Origin of the sequence: Kribbella pratensis, from assembly GCF_004365355.1 — a bacterium.
GTDB lineage: Bacteria > Actinomycetota > Actinomycetes > Propionibacteriales > Kribbellaceae > Kribbella.
Map to the genome: position 1 here is coordinate 875,431 of NZ_SODP01000002.1, position 22,501 is coordinate 897,931.

Genomic DNA, 22,501 nt, shown 5'->3' on the forward strand with positions numbered 1-22,501 from the left:
CGCGCTCAGATCTTCTCCACCGGCGCATACCGCAGCAGCAGCCGCTTGACGCCCTCGGAGCCGAAGTCGATATCGGCCTGCGCCTGCTGGCCTTCGCCACGGACCACGACGACCGTGCCCATCCCGAACGTGTCGTGAACGACGCGGTCGCCCGGGTTGAGGCTGATCACCGGTTTGTCGGAGGCGCTCCGGCGCGTCGGCTCGTACCGGCTCGGGATGCCGCTGCCGCGGACCGTCCCGGTGCCGGACCAGCGGGTGATCGCGGACTCGTCGCGCCGCCAGTCGAGCAGCTCGCCCGGGATCTCCTCCAGGAACCGCGACGGCGGGTTGTGCTGCGGAGCGCCGTACGCCGATCGCACCGCGGCCCGCGAGATCGCCAGCCGCTGCCGGGCCCGGGTGATGCCGACGTACGCGAGCCGGCGCTCCTCCTCGAGCTCCTTCAGGTCGGTCAGCGACCGCGAATGCGGGAAGACGCCGTCCTCCATGCCGGTCAGGAACACGACCGGGAACTCCAGGCCCTTCGCGGTGTGCAGCGTCATCAGCGTGACCACGCCGTCGGTGGCCGCATCCGGGATCTGGTCGGCGTCGGCGACCAGCGCGACCCGCTCCAGGAACGCCTGCAGATCGGCGGCTTCACCGGCCGCGGTCCGCTCCTCGACGAATTCGCGGGCCACCGAGATGAACTCGTCCAGGTTCTCCAACCGGGTCTCGTCCTGCGGATCCGGCGACTTCTGCAGCGTCTCGTAGTACCCCGAGCGGTGCAGCGCGACGTCGAGGATGTCGTCCGGCGGCGCACCCGAGTCGACCATCGCGGTCAGCTCGTCGAGAATGTCCACGAAGGCCTGCACGGCGTTCACCGAGCGCGAGGCCATCGCCGGCGCCTCGTCGGCGCGGCGCATCGCGGCCGCGAACGAGATCCGCTCGCGGGCCGCCAGTGCCTCGATCGCCGCCTCGGCCCGGTCCCCGATCCCGCGCTTCGGCTCGTTCATGATCCGGCGCAGCGAGACGGTGTCCTCCGGGTTCGTCAGCACGCGCAGGTACGCGAGCGCGTCACGGACTTCCTTGCGCTCGTAGAACCGGACGCCGCCGACCACCTTGTACGGATGGCCGGTCCGGATGAAGACTTCTTCGAACACACGGGACTGCGCGTTGGTCCGGTAGAAGACCGCGACGTCTGACGGCTTGATCCCGTCGGCGTCGGTGAGCCGGTCGATCTCGTCGGCGACGAACTGCGCCTCGTCGTGCTCGTTGTCGGCGACGTACACCGCGATCTGCTCGCCCTGGCCCTGGTCGGACCAGAGGTTCTTCGCCATCCGGCCCTCGTTGCGGGCGATCACCGCGTTGGCCGCGGACAGGATCGTCTGGGTGGATCGGTAGTTCTGCTCGAGCAGGATCGTCTCGGCGCCGGCGAAGTCCTCCTCGAACGCGAGGATGTTGCGGATCGTCGCGCCGCGGAACGCATAGATCGACTGGTCGGAGTCGCCGACCACCATCAGCTCGGCCGGCGGCGCGGTCGGCCCGTTGTAGTCCGCCGGATCCTCGCCGCAGAGCTCACGGATCAAGGTGTACTGCGCGTGGTTGGTGTCCTGGTACTCGTCGACGAGCACGTGACGGAAGCGGCGGCGGTAGTACTCACGGACGTCGGGGAAGGCCTGCAACAGGTTGACCGTGGTCATCAGCAGGTCGTCGAAGTCCAGGGCGTTCGCCTGGGCGAGGCGCTCCTGGTACGTCCGATAGCACTCGGCGTACGTCTCCTCGAGATGGTTCTCGGCCTTCGCCGCGGCCGTCTCGTGGTCGATCAGCTCGTTCTTCTGGGTGCTGATCCAGTTCAGCACGGCGCGCGGGTTGTAGCGCTTGACGTCGAGGTCGAGCTCGCGACAGACCAGCGTCATCAACCGGCGCGAGTCGGTGTCGTCGTAGATCGAGAACGTCGAGCTGATCCCGAAGCGCTTGATGTCGCGGCGCAGGATCCGCACGCACGACGAGTGGAACGTCGAGACCCACATCAGCTTCGCCCGCGGCCCGACCAGGTCCACGACCCGCTCGCGCATCTCCGCGGCGGCCTTGTTGGTGAACGTGATCGCCAGGATCGATCCGGGGTGGGCGTCGCGGGCCGCCAGCAGATAGGCGATCCGCCGGGTCAGCACCCGGGTCTTGCCCGAACCCGCACCGGCCACGACCAGCAGCGGCTTGCCCGAGTGCACCACAGCCGCACGCTGCTGCGGGTTCAGCCCCTCGAGCAGCGAATCCGGGTCGGTCCGGGACGTCTTCGGCTCCTCCAGCGGCACTGGGAGCTCATCAGGCGAGAACAGCGTAGTCATCACTAAACACCTTAGGCGCTCTCCCCGACACTTTCCGAAAACCGCAGGTCCGCTAGGACAGCTGGCGGGTGAGGTGCAGGACGACCGGGGTGGCGGCGCCGAGCCAGCGCATCTTCGCGGACCGGTCGTCGTACGACGTGATCCGCAGCCCCGGGACGCCTTCGATCTGGCCTTCGTAGTCCTTCGCGGCGAGGTGCGCGACCACGTCGGCGAGCTCCGGTCCGTCCGACCACTCGATCCGCGCCAGGTCGGGACGCGCCTGCCACATGTCGACCCAGCCCGCCGGGTCCTCGCTGAACAGCGTCGTACGCAGGATCATCGACGCCGCACCGAGCAGCGTCGCCGCCGGGGTCGCGGTCAGCTCCAGCAGGGTGCGCTCCTGCGCGGTCAGGTCGTCAGTCAGAATCACCTGCCGGAGCCTACGACCCCCTGGGCTTTGCTGTGGGCAGACTTGCCGTGAGCAGAAAAGCTGGGGTACGCCGTGCCGTCCGCGTCAGGGTGGATGACATGGCAGAAGACATGAAACCGCCGATGTTCAACGAGACGGCCCGGCAGCGGTTGCTCGCGCAGCGGATCGTCGTACTCGACGGAGTGCTCGACGACGACAACGGGACCCTGATCGCCAGCCAGATCATGTCGCTGGCGGCCGAGGACCCGGACACCGACATCGCGTTGTGGATCCATTCGCCCGGCGGTTCGGTGCCGTCGATGCTGGCGATCCGGGACGTGATGCGGCTGGTGCCGTGCGACGTGGCGACGCTGGCGATCGGGCTGGCCTGCAGCGCGGGCCAGTTCCTGCTGTCGGCCGGTACGCCGGGCAAGCGCTACGCCCTCCGGCACGCACGTGTCCTGATGCACCAGGGCTCCGCCGGGATCGGCGGCTCCGCGGTGGAGATCGAGATCCAGGCCAACGACCTGCGGCACATCCGCGACACCGTGCTCGGGCTGATCGCCGAGGACACCGGTCAACCGTTCGAGACCGTGCACGAGGACTCGCTGCACGACCACTGGTACACCGCCGACCAGGCCCGCGAGTACGGCTTCATCGACCACATCGTCGAGTCGTTCGACCAGGTCATGCCCAGGAAGAAGGAGGTTGCGGCATGAGCAGCTACACGATCCCGAACGTGATCGCCCAGCACCCGCGGGGCGAGCGGATCATGGACGTCTACTCGCACCTGCTCAGCGAGCGCATCATCTACCTGGGTACGGCGATCGACGCCGGCGTGGCGAACGCGCTGATCGCGCAGCTCCTGCACCTCGAGGTCGACAAGCCCGACCAGGAGATCAACCTGTACATCAACTGCGAGGGCGGCGACATGACCGCGATGCTCGCGATCTACGACACCATGCAGTACATCCAGTCGCCGGTCGCGACGTTCTGCGTCGGGCAGGCGATCTCGGCCGGGGCGGTCCTGCTGGCCGGCGGTGCGGCCGGACGTCGGGCCGTTCTGCCGCATGCGCGGATCGTCCTGCACCAGCCCGCGGCGAGTGGCCGGGGCACGATCCCGGACCTGATCCTGCAGGCCGACGAGGTGGTGCGGGTCCGCGGCCAGGTCGAGTCGATCCTGGCGCGGCACACCGGGCAGACGATCGAGCAGCTGCGGCACGACACGGACCGGGACCACGTGCTGACGGCGGAAGGTGCCAAGTCGTACGGCCTCGTCGACCACGTGATCACCGAACGGCTCGCAGTACCCGCGCTCGTCTAGCCGGCGGCCTCGAGCACCTTGTCGGCGACGGCGGCGTGGTGGGCGAGGTCGGCGGCGGGACGGCCGACCCGGTTGGTCAGGTACGCGTACGCGATCTGACGATCCGGGTCGGCCCACCCGATGCAGCAGTTGCTTCCGTTGTGACCGAAGGTCCGCGGGCTGCTGAGCGAGCCCAGCGCCGTCGACGCGCCCTCGATCCACCGCGGTCCACCGAGCTGGAAACCTTGCGACCAACGGATCGGCGCCCGCGCGGTCCGGTCGATCTCACCCTCGCTGCTCGGCTCGCACGCCACCGCGAGCGTCTCCGGCCACAGCAGCGCTCCGGCGAGCAACGCCTGATAGAAGGTCACCAGGTCCCGCGCCGTTACCGACATCCCCGCCGCCGGTACGACGGCCTCGCGCGTACTGCGCCGATTCACCACGGACTGGATGAACGGCCCGAGCGGTCCCGCGGCGCGGATCGGCACATGCCGCTCCCACAGGTCGACGGGCAGCCCGAGGTAGGTGTCGGCGACTCCGAGCGGTTCCAGGATGAACCGTCGGATCAGCTCGTGGATCGGGACTCCGCTGCAACGCCGGGCGACCTCGCTGAGGATGAACCCGAAGGCGAGCGGGCTGTACGCGACCGTGCCGAGCGGCCAGCGGGGCTTGGTCTCCTCGATCCGGCGGAGCGAACGGTTCCAGTCGGTCATCGCGCGGACCTCACCGACGTACGAGCCGGCGTTCGTCACGCCGGACCGGTGCCGGAGCACATGACGGACGGTGATCTCGCGCTTCCCGTTCTCCCCGAACTCCGGCCAGTACGCCGCGACCGCGTCGTCCAGGTGCAGCCGGCCGGACTCGACCAGCTGGTGGATCACGACGGCGAGGTACGGCTTGCTCGCGGAGAAGAGCCAGAACAATGCGTTCGGTGCACACCCGAACGACCTGTCCACGACCACCCGGCCGTGGCGAACGACGCACAGCTGACCCACAGCGCCGCGGGCCTGGATCAACTCAATCGCTTGTGTCAGTCCGGCGGGATCGAAGCCGGCGTCCTGCGGATCGCACGTGCCACCGAACTCCATGAATTCAACTGTCCCTGTCGGCGCAAACCGTTAGGGTCGTGACTGTGACAGTGCCTGAGGCGAATCCGCGGCCGGACAGTGAGATCGAGCGGGTGCTGGTGGTCGTCGCGCACCCCGACGACATCGACTTCGGCGGGGCCGGCACGGTCGCGTTGTGGACCAAGGCCGGTATCGACGTGCACTACTGCATCGTCACGGACGGTCAGGCCGGCGGCTTCGAGCCGGAACGCGATCGCGCCGAGATCCCCGACGTACGACGGGCCGAGCAGACGGCCGCCGCGGAGCATGTCGGGGTCCACGACCTGCACTTCCTCGGGTACGCCGACGGCGCGGTCGAGCCGACGTTCGAGCTGGTCCGCGACATCAGCCGGGTGATCCGCACGGTCCGCCCGCAGCGCCTGCTCACGCAGTCGCCGGAGCGCGTCTGGTCCCGCCTCCAGGTCTCCCACCCGGACCACCTGGCCGCGGCCGAAGCTGCCGTGCGAGCGTTCTACCCGGCCGCCGGCAACCCGTATGCGTACACCGATCTGGCCGAGGAGGCCTGGGACGTCGACGAGCTGTGGATGATCGACCACCCGGACGTCAACCACCACGTCGACATCACCGACACCTTCGACCAGAAGCTGGCCGCCCTGATGTCCCACACCAGCCAGCACCGCGACCCCGACGCCCTGCTCAGCGGAATCCGGGCACACTTCGCCGAGGTCGCCGGGGCCGCGGGCTTCCCGCCGAACCACTACGCCGAGGATTTCACCGTCATCCGGATGCGCTAATCGGTTTGCTGGGAAGCGGTTCGACCCGCGATGGTTCGACCATGACTATCTCTTACACCGTGGTCGGCGACGGGCCGACGGTCCTGCTCGTCCATGCCGGGGTGGCCGATGCCCGCATGTGGTCCGCCCTGGTGGAAGACCTCCGCGACGACCACCAGGTGATCACGCTCGACCTGCGTGGGTTCGGCGAGACGCCCCTGGAGCCGGGAGCGAAGTACTCCGACGCCGGTGACGTGCTGGCGGTTCTGGACGAGGTTGGCGCGGGCGCGGTGTCTGCCGTCGGAGCGTCGTACGGCGGATACGTCGTACAGCAGGTGGCGAGCCGCGAGCCGGAGCGGTTCGCCCGCGTGGTCCTCCTGTGCGCGCCGACCGACAACGTCGAGCCGGACGAGGCACTGCGCGCACTGTGGGCCGAGGAGAACGCACTGATCGACGCCGGCGACGTCGCGGGCGCCACCGAGCTCACCGTCAACCGCTGGATCGGTCCCGACGCGAGCGCCGAGGCCCGCGACCTCCTCCGCACCATGCAACGGCACGCGTACGACGTCCAACTGGCCGCCGGCGACGTCGACAACGAGGAATGGCCGGTCGAGCCCGAGCGGATCACCGCCCCCGTCTGGCTGGTCACCGGCGCCCACGACTTCCGCTTCTTCACCGACAGCGCCGACTACCTGGCCGAACGCCTCCCCACCTCCGACCGCACCGACCTGCCCTGGGCAGGCCACCTCCCGCTCCTGGAACGCCCGACCGAAACCACCACCCTCATCCGAACAGCCCTCACCGACCCGGTCGATGAGTAACCGAGCGAGGTACTGAACGTAGAACGGACCCCGGCCAAGGGCCGGGGTCCGTTTTGTTCGGTGGCTGGTCAGTCGGCGAGGGCACCCATCGGGTCCCAGGCCGGGAGGACGATCGGGTCGTCGTCGAGGCGGGCCTGGAGCTCGGCGGGCAGCGCGGACCGGCGTACGGCGATCTCGAAGACGTGCTCGCCGAACCACGAGTCGTTCATGGTCCAGAAGCCGTTGTCGGCCTTCTCGTCGCCCCAGCTGTTCTCGACCCGCCAGCGCCGCGGCTTGCCGTCGACCAGGTCGACGCCGGTGAACAGCATCGCGTGCGTCATCAGCGTCTCGTGGTGCACCAGCCGCTCGGCCTTGTCCAGCGTGAACTCGGTGTCGTAGACCGAGCCGTAGTCGTACAGCTTGGCGTCCCAGAAGCCGAGGTCGGAGTTCATCTGCTTGCCGACGTCGCACCCGAACCAGACCGGCTCGCCGCCGACGATCGCATCCTGGGTGAGCTGCTTCATCAGGTCGATCTCGACGTTCAGGTAGACCACCGGCGGGGCGTCGATGACGTTGCCGAGGTAGTCGACGGTGAAGGTCTTGCCGACCGGGCTGGTCGAGCGCGGGTCGTGGACGAGGCAGACGTAGTCGTCGACCGGCAGCTGCACGTACTCCGCGGCGAACTGGGCCGGCGTCGTCCAGCCGTCACGGTGGAAGCCCTTGTCGGAGTCCTTCCACTGCCACAGGAACTTCTGCGGCGGGGTCCCGAGATGGATGCTCAGCACCCGGTGCACGGTGGTCAGGATCTCGCCCTTGCGCTCGCGGCGGGCTTCCTCATCCTCCAGCGCCCGCAGGTCGCGCGCACCCTGGCGCAGCAGCTTGCGCAGTACGTCGTTCATCTGCGCGGTCGCCGACGAGCTCTCGGTCTCCGGCATCGCCGACTTCGGCACCAGACCGTGCTTGCGGACGACCGCGATGAACATGTTCCACTGGCCGCCGTCGCCGATCGGGTCGGACAGCAGGTGCGCCACCGTCCGGTCGTCGGCATCCCGGTCGGCGGTCTCGATCATCGCCTCGAGGAAGAAGTTGGCCCGCTCGAACTTGTCCCAGAACAGCACGTAGTTCTGCGAGAACTCGAAGTCCTTGACCCCGAGCTTCCCGGCCGCGCCGACCCGGAGCAGGTTGAGCCCGGCGAACATCCAGCACCGGCCGCTCTTCTTCTGGTTCGTCACCTTCCAGTCGTCCAGAAGGTTCGACACCGAATGGTCGATCGAGGTGACGACCTGACGGTCGAGGGCAATGCTGTTGACCGGCGTCTGCGTGACGGCGTTCTGCATCACCCGGTACTGCGGGTTCGACGCGAACTCCTTCTCGAAGAGCGCGAGCTGATCGGCTGTGAGATTCCGCTCCATAAGAGTCGACGGTATAACAGCCACCAAGACCGGAGCGCCGCTACCGGGGTGGCGAATCCATGCCCTGGCCGAAACGCGCCACCGATAGACACTTGAGTTACGCTAGTTGAAAACGACATTCAAGAAGGAGTGGCGCCATGGCCCGACGTCCGGCCCCGACCGGCAAGCGCAAGCCGAAGCAGAACCCGCTGGACCGCGACGGCATCACCTACATCGACTACAAGGACACCGCGCTGCTGCGGAAGTTCATCTCCGACCGCGGCAAGATCCGCTCCCGCCGGGTGACCGGACTGTCGGTGCAGCAGCAGAAGCAGGTCGCCCGCGCGATCAAGAACGCCCGCGAGATGGCCCTGCTGCCGTACACGTCGGCCGGCCGCTGATCGGCTCCTGAGCTACTGCAGCCGGACCCGGGGATCGATCACGCTGTAGGCGAGGTCGACGATCAGGTTCATCGCGACCAGCAGCACCGAGCCGAGCAGCACCGTGCCCATGATCACCGGCAGGTCGTAGTCGCTGACCGCGTCCAGCGCCAGGACGCCGAGCCCTGGCAGGTCGAAGATCTTCTCGGTGAAGATCGCCCCGGACAGGCTGGCGGCCAGGTCGAGGCCGAAGATCGTGACGACGGGGATCAGTCCTGCCCGGAGTGCGTGCCGGTAGGTGACGGCTCGGTCCGACAGGCCCTTGGCCCGGGCGGTCCGGATGAAGTCCTCGTTCAGCGTCTCCACCATCGAGCCGCGGGAGTAGCGGGCGTAGTCGGTGCACCCGTACAGGCTGAGGATCACCCACGGCGCCACCAGGCCGGTGAACCAGTGCCATGGGCTCTCGAGCGGCGACACCCAGCCGCTCCGGGGCAGGATCGGGTAGAGGATCGTCAGATAGAGCGCCGCCATCAGGCCGACGATGTAGTACGGCACCGAGCTGATCAGCAGTGTCCCGCTCATCATCAGCCGGTCCCCCGACGTACCGCGTCGTCTGGCCGCCATCGCGCCGGCCGTGACGCCGATCGTCAGCACGAGTACGCCGTACCCGAGGACCAGTGAGGCCGTTACCGGCAGCCGGGCCATCAGCGTGCCGGTCACCGGGCGGTCGTTCTTGAACGAGAAGCCGAGGCAGGGCACCGAGCAGTGCTGGACCACGCCGGACGTCTCGAAGTCGCGGCCGACCACGATGCCCTTGGCGTACCGGCTGAACTGCTGGACCTTCGGCTCGTCGAGGTGCAGGTTCGCCCTGATCTCGTTGTACCGCGACTGCGGGCACTTGCGTTCACCGCAGATCGCCGCCGCCGGATCCGTCGGCGCGATGAAGAACAGCGCGAACGTCGCCACCAGCGTCACCGCGACCACGCTGAGCGCGGACGTTACCCGGCGCACCACGTAATACAACACAGCACTGCCCCCTCGAAATCCCACTCGGTCGGTGGAGATTACCTCGAAGGGGCAGCGAAGGTCAGACCAGGCGGCGGTCGGTTGCCCAGCGGGTCAGTTCGTGCCGGTTGGACAGCTGCAGCTTCCGCAGGACCGAGGAGACGTGGGTCTCGACGGTCTTCACCGAGATGAACAGCTCGCGGGCGACCTCCTTGTAGGCGTAGCCGCGCGCGATCAGCCGCAGTACCTCCCGCTCGCGCTGGGAGAGCCGGTCGAGGTCCTCGTCCACCGAAGCGATGTCGATCGCACCGGAGAAGGCGTCCAGCACGAAGCCGGCCAGCCGCGGCGAGAAGACCGCGTCACCGTCGGCGACCCGGTTGATCGCGTCGATCAGCTCGGTGCCGGAGATGTTCTTGGTCACGTACCCGCGGGCGCCGGCCCGGATCACGCCGATCACGTCCTCGGCCGCGTCGGACACCGACAGCGCGAGGAACTTGATGTCCGGGTGCCGCTGGTGCACCTGCTTCATCACCTCGGTGCCACCGCCGCCGGGCAGGTGGACGTCGAGCAGTACGACGTCGGGCTCGGTGCCGACGATCGCCTTGACCGCGGTGTCGACGTCGGATCCCTCCCCGACGATGTCGACCGAGGCGCCGATCTCGCTGCGTACCCCGGCCCGGAACATGTCGTGATCGTCGACGACGACAACGCGCCTGCTGCTCATCTGTCCATCTCCAGTCGCACCTCGGTGCCAGTCTCCGGATCGGACCGCACTGTTGCGCGGCCGCCGTGCCGTTCCATCCTGCCCATCACACTGTGCCGCAAGCCCAGCCGGTCGTCCGGTACCTCGTCGACGTCGAAGCCCTTGCCCCGGTCGCGGACGAACATCTCCACCCGGTCGCCGTCGACCTCGACGAATACGTCGATCTTCGCAGCACCGGAGTGCTTGGCGGCGTTCACCATCGATTCGCGGGCTGCCCGCACCATCGACGACAGCGGCTCGGTCAGATCGCAGTCGCCGACCGTGATGACCTCGATCGGCACGCCGTGCGAGTCCTCGACCTCGGCCGCGGCCCGCTTCGCCGCGCCGGCGATGGTCTGGTCGGCGGTGTCGTCCTCGTCGTACAGCCAGGACCGCAGCTCGCGCTCCTGCGAGCGGGCCAGCCGGGTCACCGCCTTCGGGTCCTCGGCCTGCTTCTGGATCAGCGCGAGCGTCTGCAGGACCGAGTCGTGCAGGTGCGCGGCCATATCGGCACGCTCCTGCGAGCGGACCCGCTCGGCGCGCTCGGCGTTCAGGTCACGGCTCAGCCGGTGCACCCACGGCCCGGCGATCAGACCGATGCCGACGACGGCGAGCAGCAGAGCGATGAGTACGTCGCCGACCATCGAGAGCCGGCCGTTCTGGACCAGGAACAGGGTGACCGCGGTACCGATCAGGATCAGGCCGACGGCGATCCGGATCAGCGACTTCCAGCCGCCCTTGCCGAGCACGAGGCCGAGGATCGGGACGCGGATGTCCTGCGTCCACTTGTCCTTCTGGTTCTCGTCGGCCTGCCGCCAGATCAGCGCGAGACCGGTGGCGGCGAACACCAGCGGCCAGAAAAGCTTCCCGGCGATCCCGAACCCGGCGACCTGCAAAAGCAGACACAGACCGATGCCGATGGCCACCAATGCGGGCAGCTGGCCACGGCTCTTCTCCCGCTTCCGCTGCTTCGCCTCGGCCACCGGAGGCGGCGGCTCGTCGGAGCGCATTCCGCTGCGGGTGTGCGCGGCCAGGCCTGGCGCGGCCGGCACGTTGTCCGGAGCGAGCGGCATCAGGAACCACAGGGCCGCATAGATCAGTACGCCGAAGCCGCCGAACACTGTCGTCGCGATCAGAACCAGCCGAACCATGGTGTCGGACACGCCCAGGTGATCCGCGATCCCGCCGGCCACACCAGCAACGACACGACCTTCTGTACGCCGGTACGCCCGGCGAGGCGGGTCCGTGGGCTGCCGAGGGGGAAACGCTGCACCGGGACCCGACGCCGGCCCAGGCTGGCCTGGCGGCGGGGTCCACGCGCGCTGCTGACCACCAGCGGCCTGCTCCGCGGCCATGCGGGCGGCGTAGGCGGCGTACGGGCCTTGGTACTGCCCCGGGCCTTGCGGGCCCCAGCCTTTGTAACGCCACTGCTCCTGGCCAGTCTCGGCATTCTGTGCAGCCTGGGCAGCCTGGGCAGCCTGGGCAGGGGTCTGCTCGGGCCGGCCTCCGTTCGTGGAGGTCCCGCCCGGCGGCGCGGCTGCTGGCTGGCTCATCACCACGATCGTCACATGTGGACGGGCCTCACACCAGCAGGCTTGTCCCGGGCCGCCTCCTCAGCGCCCCGCCTGCTTGGCTCAGGGTCACCTCGGGGAGAACCCCGAAACCCTCGCCTGCCACGCGCCGACTCCGGGGATCGTCAGGGTGCATCCCGATGTTCCGCGCGAGACCTTGGTGTGAGTATCGATGACATGGAGCAGAACCAGAGTGGACCCGGTGGGTTCGACCGCGACCGCCTGCAGAACCCGCAGACGTGGCGGCGCAGCAGGTCGGACCGTTGGGTCGCCGGTGTCTGCGGCGGCATCGGCCGCGCGCTGAACATCGACCCCGTGCTGATCCGCGTGGTCATGGCCGTACTGATCCTCAGCGGCCCCGGGATCATCTTCTACATCGCCGCCTGGGCGATGATGCCCGACGAGGGCAGCGACCGCTCGGCGGCGCAGAATCTGCTCGGTGACCGGATCCGTCCCGACCACCCGTGGTTGTGGCCGGTCGTGATCGGCGCCTGTGTCTTCGCCGCGATCGCGATGATGTCGTCGTTCGACTTCGGCCGCTTCGTTCCCGGGCCGCTGATCGTGCTCGCGGTGATCTGGGTGGTGGCCAAGCAGCGCAAGAACGGCGGGATCGGCCGCGGCCGGCGGAACCAGTACATGGGCGGTCCGAACGCGAACTGGAGCGGCCAGGGCACCGACTGGACCGGCCGCCCGCAGGACACCCCGCCCGGCCAGCAGGCCACTTCGGCGTACGCGCCGTCACAGAACGACCCGTCAGCTCCCCCGGCGGGTCCGTCGTCCTCGGCCACACAGCGACCCCAGGACCGCACCGTCGAACCGGTCCAGCCTGTGTGGACCGAGGACGACCCTCTCGGCCTGTACGTCGACGAGCCGGCCGGCACCACCCCGCCGGTCAGCAGCCGGCCGGCCGGACCGCCCGCGAAGGGCATGCGCGGGATCAAGTCGATCGTCGTCGTGCTGACCGGTCTCGCGATCGGGATCGCCGCGCTGGCGGGTGCCTCGACGGCGACCATGCTGGTCATCGGCCTGGCCACGCTCGGCGCCGGCATGCTGCTCGGCGGGTTCGTCGGCCGCACGCTGGCCCTGCTGCCGCTGGGCATCCTGCTCGCGGCCGGTGCGGTGGCGAGCACGGTGTTCCCGAATGTGCCGCGCAACTTCGCCGACACCAACTACGTCGCGCCGATCGGCCAGACCATCACCGCGACCGGGACGAGCTACCAGTTCGACGCCGGCTCGGTGCATCTCGACCTGACCAAGGCGAAGTTCGGCCCGGGTGCGAAGGTCGAAGTGCACGGCGGCGCCGGCGAGGTCATCGTCAAGGTCCCCCCGAATGTCGACGTGACCGGAAACCTGTCGGCTGAAATGGGAGATGTAGCCTTCCTCGACCAGCACCAGGGCGGCCATAATGCCGAGCTGAACCTCAACGACCTCGGCACGGACGGCAAGGCCGGTCCGCAGCAGGTCACCCTGGACCTGGACGTCAGGCTGGGCAGCATCAAGGTGGAGCGCGGATGAGCCGGCAGCCACGAAAGACCGGACCCACCCGGCCCGACGTTCCCGGCGTGGTCGCCGGGGCCGTTCTGACCGGCGCTGCCACGATCTGGATGCTGACCGAGAACGGCGTCCTGCAGACCGACGACCTCGGCGTCACCAGCGCCCTCCTGCTCGTCACCGCCGGCGTCCTCGGCCTGGCCGCTTCCCGCCGCGGTTAACTCGTTGGACGGCATCCCGGCCGTTCCCTAGGCTCGCGGCATGTCCAGCCCGGAGGCCGACAGACCGTAACCACCGATGACGCATTCCATCGATGGCTTACGGGAGTACCTCCATGCCTTTCGTGCTGTACCTGCTCGGCCTGGCCGTGTTCGCCCAGGCAACCTCCGAATTCATGCTCTCGGGGCTCGGCCCGGACATCGCCCAGGACCTGGGCGTCTCGATTCCCACCGCCGGTTGGCTGACCTCGGCATTCGCGCTCGGCATGATCGTCGGCGCTCCGGCGATCGCCGTCCTCGGCGCGCGCTGGCCGCGACGGCGGACGCTGCTGGTGACGCTGGCCGTCTTCCTCGCCGTGCACGTGGTTGGCGCGTTGACGCCCGACTTCGTCGTACTGCTGATCACCCGCATTCTGGCCGCGCTCGCGAACGCGGGCTTCCTGGCCGTCGCACTCGCCACCGCCAGCGGCCTGGTCCGCCCGGACGCGAAGGGGCGTGCGACCTCGGTTCTGCTCGGCGGTACGACGCTTGCGTGCATCGTCGGCGTACCGGCGGGCGCTCTGCTCGGTTCGTCCTTCGGCTGGCGGTCCGCTTTCTGGGCGGTCGCGGTCATCTCGCTGCCCGCGCTGATCGCGATCCTGCGTTCGGTCCCGGCCCGCGGGACCGGTCCGACCACGATCGGGCGGTTCCGGGTCAGCCGACGGCTCGGCGTACTGCTGCTGCTCGGGGCGCTCGTCAACGGCGCGACATTCTGCTCGTTCACCTATCTGGCGCCGGTCGTGACCGAAGTCACCCGTCTAGGCGTGAGCTGGGTGCCGCTGATGCTCGCGCTCTTCGGCCTCGGATCCTTTGTGGGCGTCACCGTCGCCGGCCGGTACGCCGACCGCAGCAACCACCTGGGCGCGTTGGTTGCCGGCGGCATCTTGCTGCTCGGCTGGTGCGCTTTCGCACTGACCGCCGCGCACGTCGTACCGACCGTCGTTCTGGCCTTCCTGCAAGGCGGTTTGTCCTTCGCGGTCGGCTCGACGTTGATCGCCTACGCCCTGTACGCCGGTGCCGAGTCCCCGGTCCTCACCGGTGGACTCGCGACCGCCGCGCTCAACGTCGGTGCGGCCGCCGGGCCGGTCCTCGGCGGGCTGGCGATCGGGGCCGCCGGGTTCCGCGGGCCGCTGTGGGTCAGCGCCGCGCTGGTGGGCACCGCGCTCTGCGTGGCGGCGGGCTCGGTTAGGCTTGTTCATCGCGAGGGGCCTGGGTAAGCGGGTCCCGTGGTCGAGGAGTTCCGATGGTGCGCGGCACCGTGAAGTGGTTCAACGCCGACAAGGGCTACGGTTTTCTTGCCGTCGAGACCGGTGGCGACGCCGACGGCAACGACGTCGACGACGTGTTCGTGCACTGGAGCAAGATCGTGTCGGACGGGTACAAGACCCTCGAGGACGGCCAGCAGGTCGAGTTCCAGATCGTCGACGGCCCCAAGGGCCGGGAAGCCGACGCGGTCACTCCGATCTGACCAGCGGTATGGTCCGGCAACCGATAATCTGACGTCTCATCGTGTGAGGGGTGGGACGTGGCAGAGCCGGTACCCGTGATCCGGAAGCTCGAGCATGCGCTGGCCGACGACGATTTCGCCTGGTCGCTGCTGCTCGTCGGCGAGGATCAGACCGACAAGCTCGCGACGCTGACCGGTGACCTGCGCGGGCCGGTGTCGACCACCGGTGACGGCAAGCAGATCACGTCCGGCTTCTCGTACTGGGGTATCGGCCCGACCATTGCCTGGGCGAACGCCACCAACGACCCGTTCTACCTGGTCATGAAGGCCGGCGCGGAGTCGTTCCTGCGGCACTGGCGCAAGGTCCGCCCGCACGTCGAGAACGGCGGCTTCCACCTGGTCAGCCTCGGCGTCGGCACCGGCGTGAAGGACCGCACGATCCTCAGCGACATGCTCCGGAACAACCGGGACATGTATTACATCCCGGTCGACATGAGCTCCGAGATGCTGCGGATGGGCACGCTGGAGCCGGTCCGTGGCGCCCGCTTCCCGGTGTCGCAAGTGCTGCCGGTGCAGCTCGACTTCTCGATCGCCGACAACATGGACGAGCTCGCGCAGATGCTCGCCCGGCTGGTCGGCGACGACCCGATCCTGTTCACGCTCACCGGCAACACGCTGGCCAACTTCGAGAGCGACGAGGAGCTGCTCAGCATCCTGACCGGGGTGCTCCGGCCGCAGGACCGCCTGCTGCTCGAGGTCGCGAGCACGACCCGGCTGGACCAGGAGACCGCGGACGCGGCCGCCGACGAGTATCACCAGACCCGCGCGTTCGCGGAGTTCGTCACCAGCGCACTGCGGTACAACACCGATCTCAAGATCAACAACGACCGGGTCAAGTTCATCGGCGAGGTCGAGGACGAGGACGCGCTGCTGGTCAAGATCCTCTGGCAGAACGACACCGACGACGAGATCCGGATGGAGCTGCCGGACCACACCGAGGTGGTGCTGCCGATCGGCGACACGATCCGCCTCTACACCACGCGGAAGTACTCCACGGCCCGGCTGAAGCGGCTCACCGAGAGCTGCCGGCTGACGCCGGTCGAGGCGATCCAGTCCCAGTTCCGGTACACCCGCCGTCCGAACCCGTTCGGCCTCGAGCTGCTCCTGCTCGCGCCGGATGCGGCCGGTGAGGCGGCACACAGCCTCGCCGACGACATCTGGGCGACATGACCCGGCGGACCGTCGTCACCGTGGTGACGTACGGCCTGCTCGCGGTGGCGTTCGTTCTCGGCATCATCTGGTTCTTCTGGCCGGGAAACTCGCGGTGGGAGCCGGCCGTCAACACCCTCACTCTGGTCGCCGGGCTGAGCGGCATCTTCGTCGAGCGGCTCACGGCCGAGGCAGAGCGGCGTACCGAAGTACTGCGTGCTGTGGTGGACGAGCTGCAGGAGAACACCCGGCTGCTGAACGACGAGCGGTTCTCGCCGGACGCGCCGACCTCACGGCAGGTGTACCCGCGGCTGGTGGTGTCGGCGGTGGATCTCGCGCTGGTGTCGGGTGCGCTCGGACTGCACCGGGACGCGGACCTGGTCGGGCTGCTGCATCGCTGGCGGGACACCGTGCATCTGTTCAACCGCCGACTCGACCTGACCGAGATCAGCACGTTCTCGAACACGATCTCGCCGGCCGAGCTGGCCGCCTTCCATCGCGCCCTGCACCGCGAGAACAGCTACTTCGCCGCCACTCGCGAGAAGCTGCAGAACCTGCTCGCCACCATCCCGCAGCCTTAACGGCCGAGGCCGAAACCGAAGCTTCTGCTGCCACTAGTGGCAAATTGTGTTCAGACGTTGACTTGGTGATGCCGTCGGAGCTTCACTTTCGGACAGGACCGTAAATACGGCACCCCGGAGGCATCGCATGCGATCAGCCCGCTCGCTCATCGCGGTGGCACTCGCCGCCGTACTCGTCACGACTCTGACCACTCCCGCTGCTCAGGCCGGGCATCATCCGCCGACAGCGACCCTGACCTCGTTGGGCGTTCCGCTGTCCGACGTACTGCTGATCGGCGGTACCGTCGCACCCGGCCCGAACGGCAAGACCGCGATCTGGAACGTGTCCAGCGGCAGCCCGGCGTACCTGAACGCCATCGACCCGGCCACCGGCGACAGCCTGCTGTCCACGGCGCTGCCCGGCGCGGACGGCAGTTACGCGGTTGCTGCCGCGCCCGACGGCACGATCTATGCCGGCACATACAACAACGGCCACCTGTACCGGTTGAAGCCCGGCGCGACCACGGCCGAGGACCTGGGCCGGCCGCTCGCGTCCGAGACGTTCATCCTGCGGATCACCGTCGACGAGCAGGGCAATGTGTACGGCGGTACATACCCGCACGGGCGGGTGTTCGGCTACGACCACGCGACCGGCGCGGTCCGCGACTACGGCACGATCAAGGCCGGCCAGGGATACGTCAAGAGCATCGACTACGCCAACGGCAAGCTCTACACAGGGACCGAGCCGGACGCGTACTTCTCCGAGGTCGACGTGGCCACCGGCGCGATCACCGAGATCCCGGCGCCACCCACGATGGGCGACCCGAAGGACAAGGTCGTCTACGACCTCAACGTCCGCGGCGGCCGCGTGTACACCCGGGTGAGTACGGCGTTCCCCGGCCCGATGTATGTCTGGGACATCGCGTCGCGGACCTGGGTCGACGAGATCCCGAACGAGCACGGCCTGGACATCTCGCCGATCGGCGCTGACGGCTCGCTGTACATGATCCAGGCGAGTGAGCTGAAGAAGTACGACCCGGCCACCAAGACCCTGACCGGGACCGGCCTGACCTTCACGGGGCGGATCCAGAACGCCCGGTCGATCGGGTACGCCGATCTGGACCTCCCGGACTACCCGGGGACCAGCGTGGTCGGCACGCTCTGGCGCGGCGAGGAGTTCCGGTACAACCCGCAGACCGGCAAGTCCGAGATCTTCCAGACCAAGGTCCGGCGGGAGCCGATCGAGATCCTGTCCGTGGCCGGCGGCAAGGACAACATCTACGCCGGCGGCTTCCTCAACGGCGGCGTGTCCGTCGTCAACCCGGACACCGGCGCCGCGACGTTCAACCGGTTCTCGCAGGTCGAGGCGCTGATGGAGAGCTCGAACGGCACGGTCTGGATCGGCGCCTATCCCGAGGCGCGCCTGTACTCATACGACACGTCGAAGCCGTGGAGCAGCCCGGAGTACTCCCCCGGCCCGCCTGGTACGCCGGACAACCCGGTCCAGGCGCTCAACCTGAAGCCGGACCTGTTCCAGACCCGCGCCCGCGCGCTGGCCGAGGTGAACGGCAAGATCGCGGTCGGCACCGTCCCGGACGGCGACCGGCTCGGCGGCGCGCTGGTCATCTACGACCCGAAGACCGGTACGGCGGAGAAGTACCGCAACGTCGTCCAGGACGAGTCGGTCTTCGGTCTCACCGCGAACTGCGGCATCGTGTACGGCGGCACGTCGATCGCCGGCGGGCTGACCACCACACCGCCGACCCGGGAAGCGGGCACAGTATTCGCGTGGGACGTGGCCAAGAAGCAGAAGCTCTGGGAGACCGTGCCGGTACCGGGTGCGGCGACGGTCTCGTCGGTCACCATCGGGCCGGACGGCCTGCTGTGGGGCGTGGCTGGCAGGACAGTGTTCGCGGTGGCCCCCGACAGCGGCAAGCTGAAGAAGTCCTTCACGCTCGGTACGACGACCTCGAGCGGGGACATCGTGTCCACCCCGGAGGCTGTTTACGTGAGCATCGACCTGAACAAGATCTACCGGATCGAGCCCGGGAAGAAGGCGGTCCCGACGCTGTTCGTCGAGCACGCGCACCGGCGGCTCGGGGTCCGGGGAGATCACCAACTGCTGATGACGAGCGGGTCCGAGCTGTTCCGGATTGATATCAGCCGTTGACAGCGGAAATTCACCCCGGCTACTTTCGGTCCTGACCGTTATTCGCCAAATCTCTACGGCACTGCACTACTTCCGGCCCTGACTTCCGGACACCCTGGGGGTGCGATGATTTCCACCGTCCGCCGCATCGCGGCACCACTTACGGCGCTCGTTCTCGCCGCCGCGCTCAGTTCCTGCGGCGGAGGCGACTCGGGCTCCTCGGACTCGAAGAAGAGCGTCACGCTCTGGATGTACCCGGTGATCGCCGACCAGGCGGCCAGCGACGCCTACTGGAAGAAGGTCGAGACCGACTTCGAGGCGGCGAACTCCGGGATCGACCTGAAGCTGGAGATGCAGCCCTGGGCGAACCGGGAGGAGAAGGTCGCGGCGGCGTTCTCCGGCAAGAAGGGCCCGGATGTCCTGCTGATGATCCCGGACCAGATCCCGCAGTACGTCAAGAGCGGCTCGCTGGAGCCGATCGACGACGTGGTCGCGCCGGAGAAGGACAAGTTCCTGCCGGCCGCGATCCCGGGTCTGAGCGTGGACGGGAAGGTGTACGGCGCACCGATCTACCACACCGTCACCTCGACGATGTACAACAAGACCGTGCTGGCCAAGGCCGGGATTGCGAAGCCGCCGGAGACCTGGGACGAGATCAAGGCCGCCGCGCCGAAGATCAAGGCGGCCGGGTTCTCGACGCTGGACTACTCGGCCGCTCCCGAGGCGACGCTGAACCTAAACTTCTACCCGCTGCTGTGGCAGGCCGGCGGCAATGTGTTCGCCGACGACGGGAAGTCCGTGACGTTCAACCAGGCTCCGGGTCTGGAGGCGCTGACGTTCCTGAAGTCGCTGTGGGACCAGGGCGCGATCCCGAAGACCGCGATCAGCGCTGGCAACGTGGTCGCCGACTCGCCGTTCGGCAAGGGTCAGGTCGCGATGGCGATGACCAGCGTGCCGGCCGACGTCGCGACGGTCACCAAGACCTGGGGTGCGGCGAACGTCGAGATCGGTTCGCCGCTGACCGGTAAGAAGCAGGTCGGGTTCGGGCTGCCGGGCGGTCTGGTGCTGAACGCGGCGTCGGACAACGTCGACGCGTCGAAGAAGTTCCTGTCGTTCATGATGCAGGCGGCCCAGCTGGACGCGCTGAGCAAGGCGTCCGGGTTCTACTCGCCGCGGATCGATGCCAAGTCCGAGTCGACCGACCCGAACGCGGCCAAATTCCGTGACGCACTGCAGTACGCCGTACCGGGCGAACCGAACGCGGCCGCGCGCCAGGTGATGTCGTTCCTGAGCACGGAGATCCAGGCCGTCCTCACCGGTAAGAAGCAACCCCAGCAAGCCCTCGACGACGCCGCCAAACAAGCCAACGACCTCCTGTCGAGACAGCGTTGACGGAGGCACGCCAGGTGCCGGACACGGGTCGGGCGGGACCCGTGTCCGGTCGGCGCAGATCGATCCGGCGCCCGTGGGTCGGATTGCTGTTTGTCGCGCCCATGCTGGTTTTGTTCTTGGTGTTCAGGTTTCTGCCGGTGGTTGGGGCCTTCCTGCTGTCTTTGACCGACTACCGGCTCAGCGGCAAGTGGGATTTCATTGCCCTCGACAACTACACCCGGTTGTTGTCGGACAGCGTCTTCCATCAGGCGCTTCTCGTCACCGTCACCTACACCGTGATCTTCGTGCCGCTGACGGTCCTGCTCTCGCTCGGCACCGCAGTACTGCTCCATCAAGTCGTCTGGAAGCGCGGGTTCTTCCGCGGCGTGTTCTTCCTCCCGTACGTGACGAGCATCGTCCTCGCCGCGGTCATCTGGAAGTGGATCTACGACGCCCAGGACGGCCTGCTGAACGCCGTGCTGGGGCTGGTGAATATCGGCCCGATCGACTTCCTCAGCCAGTCCGGCACCGTGCTGCCGTCGATCGCGGTGACCTCGGCGTGGAAGGGCTTCGGGTACTCGATGCTGATCCTGCTCGCGGGCCTGCAGGCGGTGCCGAAGTCGTACCTCGAGGCGGCGATGATCGACGGCGCCGGCACCTGGCAGCGGTTCCGGTACGTGACGCTGCCACAACTCCGCCCGGTGCTGTTCTTCGTGCTCGTCATCGAGACCATCGGCGCCTTCCAGGTCTTCGACGCGATGTACGTGATGACCGGCGGCGGACCGGTGCGGTCCAGCTACTCGCTCGTGTACTTCCTGTACGACAGCGGTTTCAAGTACTTCGACTTCGGTTACGCCAGCGCGATCGGCCTGGTGCTGTTCCTGATCGTGCTGATCGTCTCGCTCGTGCAGCGCCGGCTCGTCGGGAGGGACGACTGATGGTCAACATGCTCGAACGCCCGCCGGTACGGGCGGTCAGCGAGACCAAGGCTGTCGGCCAGCGTACGGCGGCCCGCTTGACGTTGCCGACCTTGCTGACGCTGACCGCGATCGTGACGATCGTTCCGTTCGCGGCGATGGTCATGGTCGCCTTCGCGCCGCCCAGTGGGCGGACCTTTCCCGATGCGCTGAACCCGGCGAACTTCACGCTGGACAACTTCTCGCGCGTGCTGTCGAGCTCGGACATCCCGCGGTGGACGGTCAACTCGCTGCTCTACTCGCTCGTCTCGGTCGTCTGCGTGCTGCTGTTCGCGTCGATGGCCGGATATGCGTTCGCGAAGAAGAAGTTCCCGGGGCGGGAGATCATGTTCTGGGCGTTCCTGGCCACGCTGATGGTCCCGTTCCAGGCGACGCTGATCCCGTCGTACATCCTGGTCTCACGGTTCGACTGGGTGGACAGCTACTGGGGCCTGATCGTGCCCACGCTGGCGAACTCGCAGGCGGTCTTCCTGATGCGCCAGTTCATCATGCAACTCCCCGACGAACTCTTCGAGGCCGCGGAGATCGACGGGGCGTCGGAGTGGCGCATCTTCACGACCATCGTCGTACCGCTGATCCGCCCGGTGCTGGCGACGCTGGGAATCTTCGTCTTCCTCTGGCACTGGAACGATTTCCTCTGGCCCTTGGTCATCGGCCAGTCCGGCAACATGCAGACCCTGACCGTCGGCCTGGCCACGCTCCAGACCCAGGCCGTCCCTATCAACCAGGTGATGGCCGGCGCCACCATCACCGTCGTCCCCAGCCTCCTGGTCTTCGGGCTGCTCCAGCGCTACCTGACCGATTCCATCGCCATGTCGGGCCTGAAAGCCTGAGGGGCTACTTGCGGTCGAGCATCTGGCGGAGTTCGTCGCCGTGAACGGTCAGGGCCCAGATGACGAGCACGTCGACGGCGATGGTGATCGTCGACCAGATGGGGTACGCCGCGAGGAACGCCATGTTGACCAGGATGCTCACGATCGCGACGATCACCCCGACCACGCGGCCCCACACCCGGCCGCTGAGGAGGGCGATGCCGGCTATCAGGATGAAGACGGCAACGCCCAGGTGGATCCAGCCCCAGCCGTCGTAGCCGAGGTGGATCGTCAGGCGGGACGGCCGGACCAGGTAGTACGTGTCGTCGAAGATCGCCACGAAACCCTGGAACGCGTGGACCATGCCGAGCACGATCATCATCACCCCCGCGAACAGGATCCAGCCGACCCAGCGGCTGGGCCACTCCGGCACCTCGACCTCGGGCCGTCGATGGGTTCCGCTGATGGTTTCCTCGGGCTCCGGCAT

Annotated in this window: 23 protein-coding genes; 15 read left to right on the top strand and 8 right to left on the bottom strand. The window is 68.0% G+C overall.

What is annotated here, in order from left to right; genetic code table 11:
* Nucleotides 1–5: 5 nt before the first annotated feature.
* Together pcrA and EV653_RS20845 are read right to left on the bottom strand one after the other, a co-directional pair.
* A complete protein-coding gene (pcrA, locus tag EV653_RS20840; protein WP_134105399.1) occupies nt 6–2,321 on the bottom strand; it encodes a DNA helicase PcrA in 2,316 nt (771 codons plus the stop codon).
* A gap of 52 nt (nt 2,322–2,373) precedes the next feature.
* Complete coding sequence (locus tag EV653_RS20845) at nt 2,374–2,730, bottom strand: hypothetical protein (protein ID WP_134105400.1); 357 nt, start codon at nt 2,728–2,730, stop codon at nt 2,374–2,376.
* 98 nt (nt 2,731–2,828) lie between these two features.
* Here EV653_RS20845 and EV653_RS20850 point away from each other — a divergent pair, with 98 nt between their 5' ends.
* On the top strand, nt 2,829–3,428 hold the full coding sequence (locus EV653_RS20850) for a ClpP family protease (RefSeq protein WP_134105401.1): 600 nt from the start codon (nt 2,829–2,831) through the stop codon (nt 3,426–3,428).
* Complete coding sequence (locus EV653_RS20855) at nt 3,425–4,033, top strand: ClpP family protease (RefSeq protein WP_134105402.1); 609 nt, start codon at nt 3,425–3,427, stop codon at nt 4,031–4,033. Before EV653_RS20850 ends, EV653_RS20855 begins: the two co-directional genes overlap by 4 nt.
* Here EV653_RS20855 and EV653_RS20860 read toward each other — a convergent pair.
* Nucleotides 4,030–5,100: a serine hydrolase domain-containing protein gene (locus EV653_RS20860; protein ID WP_134105403.1), complete on the bottom strand. Its 1,071-nt coding sequence runs from the start codon at nt 5,098–5,100 to the stop codon at nt 4,030–4,032. The genes EV653_RS20855 and EV653_RS20860 overlap by 4 nt on opposite strands.
* Nucleotides 5,101–5,138: 38 nt before the next feature.
* On the opposite strand from EV653_RS20860, the gene EV653_RS20865 reads away from it, so the two are divergent.
* Nucleotides 5,139–5,873 carry a PIG-L deacetylase family protein gene (locus EV653_RS20865; RefSeq protein ID WP_238159925.1) on the top strand — a complete coding sequence of 245 codons (735 nt, stop codon included), beginning with the start codon at nt 5,139–5,141 and terminating at the stop codon, nt 5,871–5,873.
* A gap of 41 nt (nt 5,874–5,914) precedes the next feature.
* A complete protein-coding gene (locus tag EV653_RS20870) occupies nt 5,915–6,673 on the top strand; it encodes an alpha/beta fold hydrolase (RefSeq protein ID WP_134105404.1) in 759 nt (252 codons plus the stop codon).
* A 68-nt stretch (nt 6,674–6,741) separates the two neighbouring features.
* Here EV653_RS20870 and EV653_RS20875 read toward each other — a convergent pair whose 3' ends face one another.
* Nucleotides 6,742–8,064, bottom strand: coding sequence for an aminopeptidase C (locus tag EV653_RS20875; RefSeq protein ID WP_134105405.1), 1,323 nt, complete (start codon nt 8,062–8,064; stop codon nt 6,742–6,744).
* A gap of 137 nt (nt 8,065–8,201) precedes the next feature.
* Here EV653_RS20875 and rpsR point away from each other — a divergent pair, with 137 nt between their 5' ends.
* A complete protein-coding gene (gene rpsR, locus EV653_RS20880) occupies nt 8,202–8,444 on the top strand; it encodes a 30S ribosomal protein S18 (RefSeq protein WP_130443954.1) in 243 nt (80 codons plus the stop codon).
* Nucleotides 8,445–8,456: 12 nt separating this feature from the next.
* Here rpsR and EV653_RS20885 read toward each other — a convergent pair whose 3' ends face one another.
* The 3 genes from EV653_RS20885 to EV653_RS20895 form a co-directional block, all read right to left on the bottom strand.
* Nucleotides 8,457–9,437, bottom strand: coding sequence for an ABC transporter permease (locus EV653_RS20885; protein WP_238159926.1), 981 nt, complete (start codon nt 9,435–9,437; stop codon nt 8,457–8,459).
* A gap of 73 nt (nt 9,438–9,510) precedes the next feature.
* Nucleotides 9,511–10,152 carry a response regulator gene (locus tag EV653_RS20890; protein ID WP_130443951.1) on the bottom strand — a complete coding sequence of 214 codons (642 nt, stop codon included), beginning with the start codon at nt 10,150–10,152 and terminating at the stop codon, nt 9,511–9,513.
* Complete coding sequence (locus tag EV653_RS20895; RefSeq protein WP_134105407.1) at nt 10,149–11,723, bottom strand: ATP-binding protein; 1,575 nt, start codon at nt 11,721–11,723, stop codon at nt 10,149–10,151. The genes EV653_RS20890 and EV653_RS20895 overlap by 4 nt, the downstream gene beginning before the upstream one ends.
* Before the next feature lie 195 nt (nt 11,724–11,918).
* On the opposite strand from EV653_RS20895, the gene EV653_RS20900 reads away from it, so the two are divergent.
* The 10 genes from EV653_RS20900 (at nt 11,919) to EV653_RS20945 (ending at nt 22,035) form a co-directional block, all read left to right on the top strand.
* Nucleotides 11,919–13,256: a PspC domain-containing protein gene (locus EV653_RS20900; RefSeq protein WP_134105408.1), complete on the top strand. Its 1,338-nt coding sequence runs from the start codon at nt 11,919–11,921 to the stop codon at nt 13,254–13,256.
* Nucleotides 13,253–13,453 (top strand): hypothetical protein, encoded by a 201-nt coding sequence (locus EV653_RS20905; protein WP_134105409.1) that lies wholly within the window; start codon nt 13,253–13,255, stop codon nt 13,451–13,453. The genes EV653_RS20900 and EV653_RS20905 overlap by 4 nt, the downstream gene beginning before the upstream one ends.
* Nucleotides 13,454–13,566: 113 nt before the next feature.
* Nucleotides 13,567–14,706 carry a Cmx/CmrA family chloramphenicol efflux MFS transporter gene (locus EV653_RS20910; protein WP_134105410.1) on the top strand — a complete coding sequence of 380 codons (1,140 nt, stop codon included), beginning with the start codon at nt 13,567–13,569 and terminating at the stop codon, nt 14,704–14,706.
* A 26-nt stretch (nt 14,707–14,732) separates the two neighbouring features.
* The gene (locus EV653_RS20915; RefSeq protein WP_134105411.1) at nt 14,733–14,957 is read left to right on the top strand and encodes a cold-shock protein; all 225 of its coding nucleotides are present in this window, start codon (nt 14,733–14,735) and stop codon (nt 14,955–14,957) included.
* 57 nt (nt 14,958–15,014) lie between these two features.
* A complete protein-coding gene (locus tag EV653_RS20920; RefSeq protein WP_134105412.1) occupies nt 15,015–16,166 on the top strand; it encodes an L-histidine N(alpha)-methyltransferase in 1,152 nt (383 codons plus the stop codon).
* Nucleotides 16,163–16,726, top strand: a complete 564-nt coding sequence (locus tag EV653_RS20925; protein WP_134105413.1) for a hypothetical protein — start codon at nt 16,163–16,165, stop codon at nt 16,724–16,726. Before EV653_RS20920 ends, EV653_RS20925 begins: the two co-directional genes overlap by 4 nt.
* A 127-nt stretch (nt 16,727–16,853) precedes the next feature.
* On the top strand, nt 16,854–18,875 hold the full coding sequence (locus tag EV653_RS20930; RefSeq protein ID WP_134105414.1) for a hypothetical protein: 2,022 nt from the start codon (nt 16,854–16,856) through the stop codon (nt 18,873–18,875).
* A 105-nt stretch (nt 18,876–18,980) separates the two neighbouring features.
* The gene (locus EV653_RS20935) at nt 18,981–20,246 is read left to right on the top strand and encodes an extracellular solute-binding protein (protein WP_134105415.1); all 1,266 of its coding nucleotides are present in this window, start codon (nt 18,981–18,983) and stop codon (nt 20,244–20,246) included.
* Nucleotides 20,247–20,383: 137 nt separating this feature from the next.
* Entirely contained in the window at nt 20,384–21,163 is a 780-nt protein-coding gene (locus EV653_RS20940) for a carbohydrate ABC transporter permease (protein WP_238159927.1), read from the top strand.
* A complete protein-coding gene (locus tag EV653_RS20945) occupies nt 21,163–22,035 on the top strand; it encodes a carbohydrate ABC transporter permease (RefSeq protein WP_134105417.1) in 873 nt (290 codons plus the stop codon). The genes EV653_RS20940 and EV653_RS20945 overlap by 1 nt, the downstream gene beginning before the upstream one ends.
* A gap of 4 nt (nt 22,036–22,039) precedes the next feature.
* On the opposite strand, the gene EV653_RS20950 is transcribed toward EV653_RS20945, so the two are convergent.
* On the bottom strand, nt 22,040–22,501 hold the full coding sequence (locus EV653_RS20950; RefSeq protein WP_134105418.1) for a DUF7144 family membrane protein: 462 nt from the start codon (nt 22,499–22,501) through the stop codon (nt 22,040–22,042).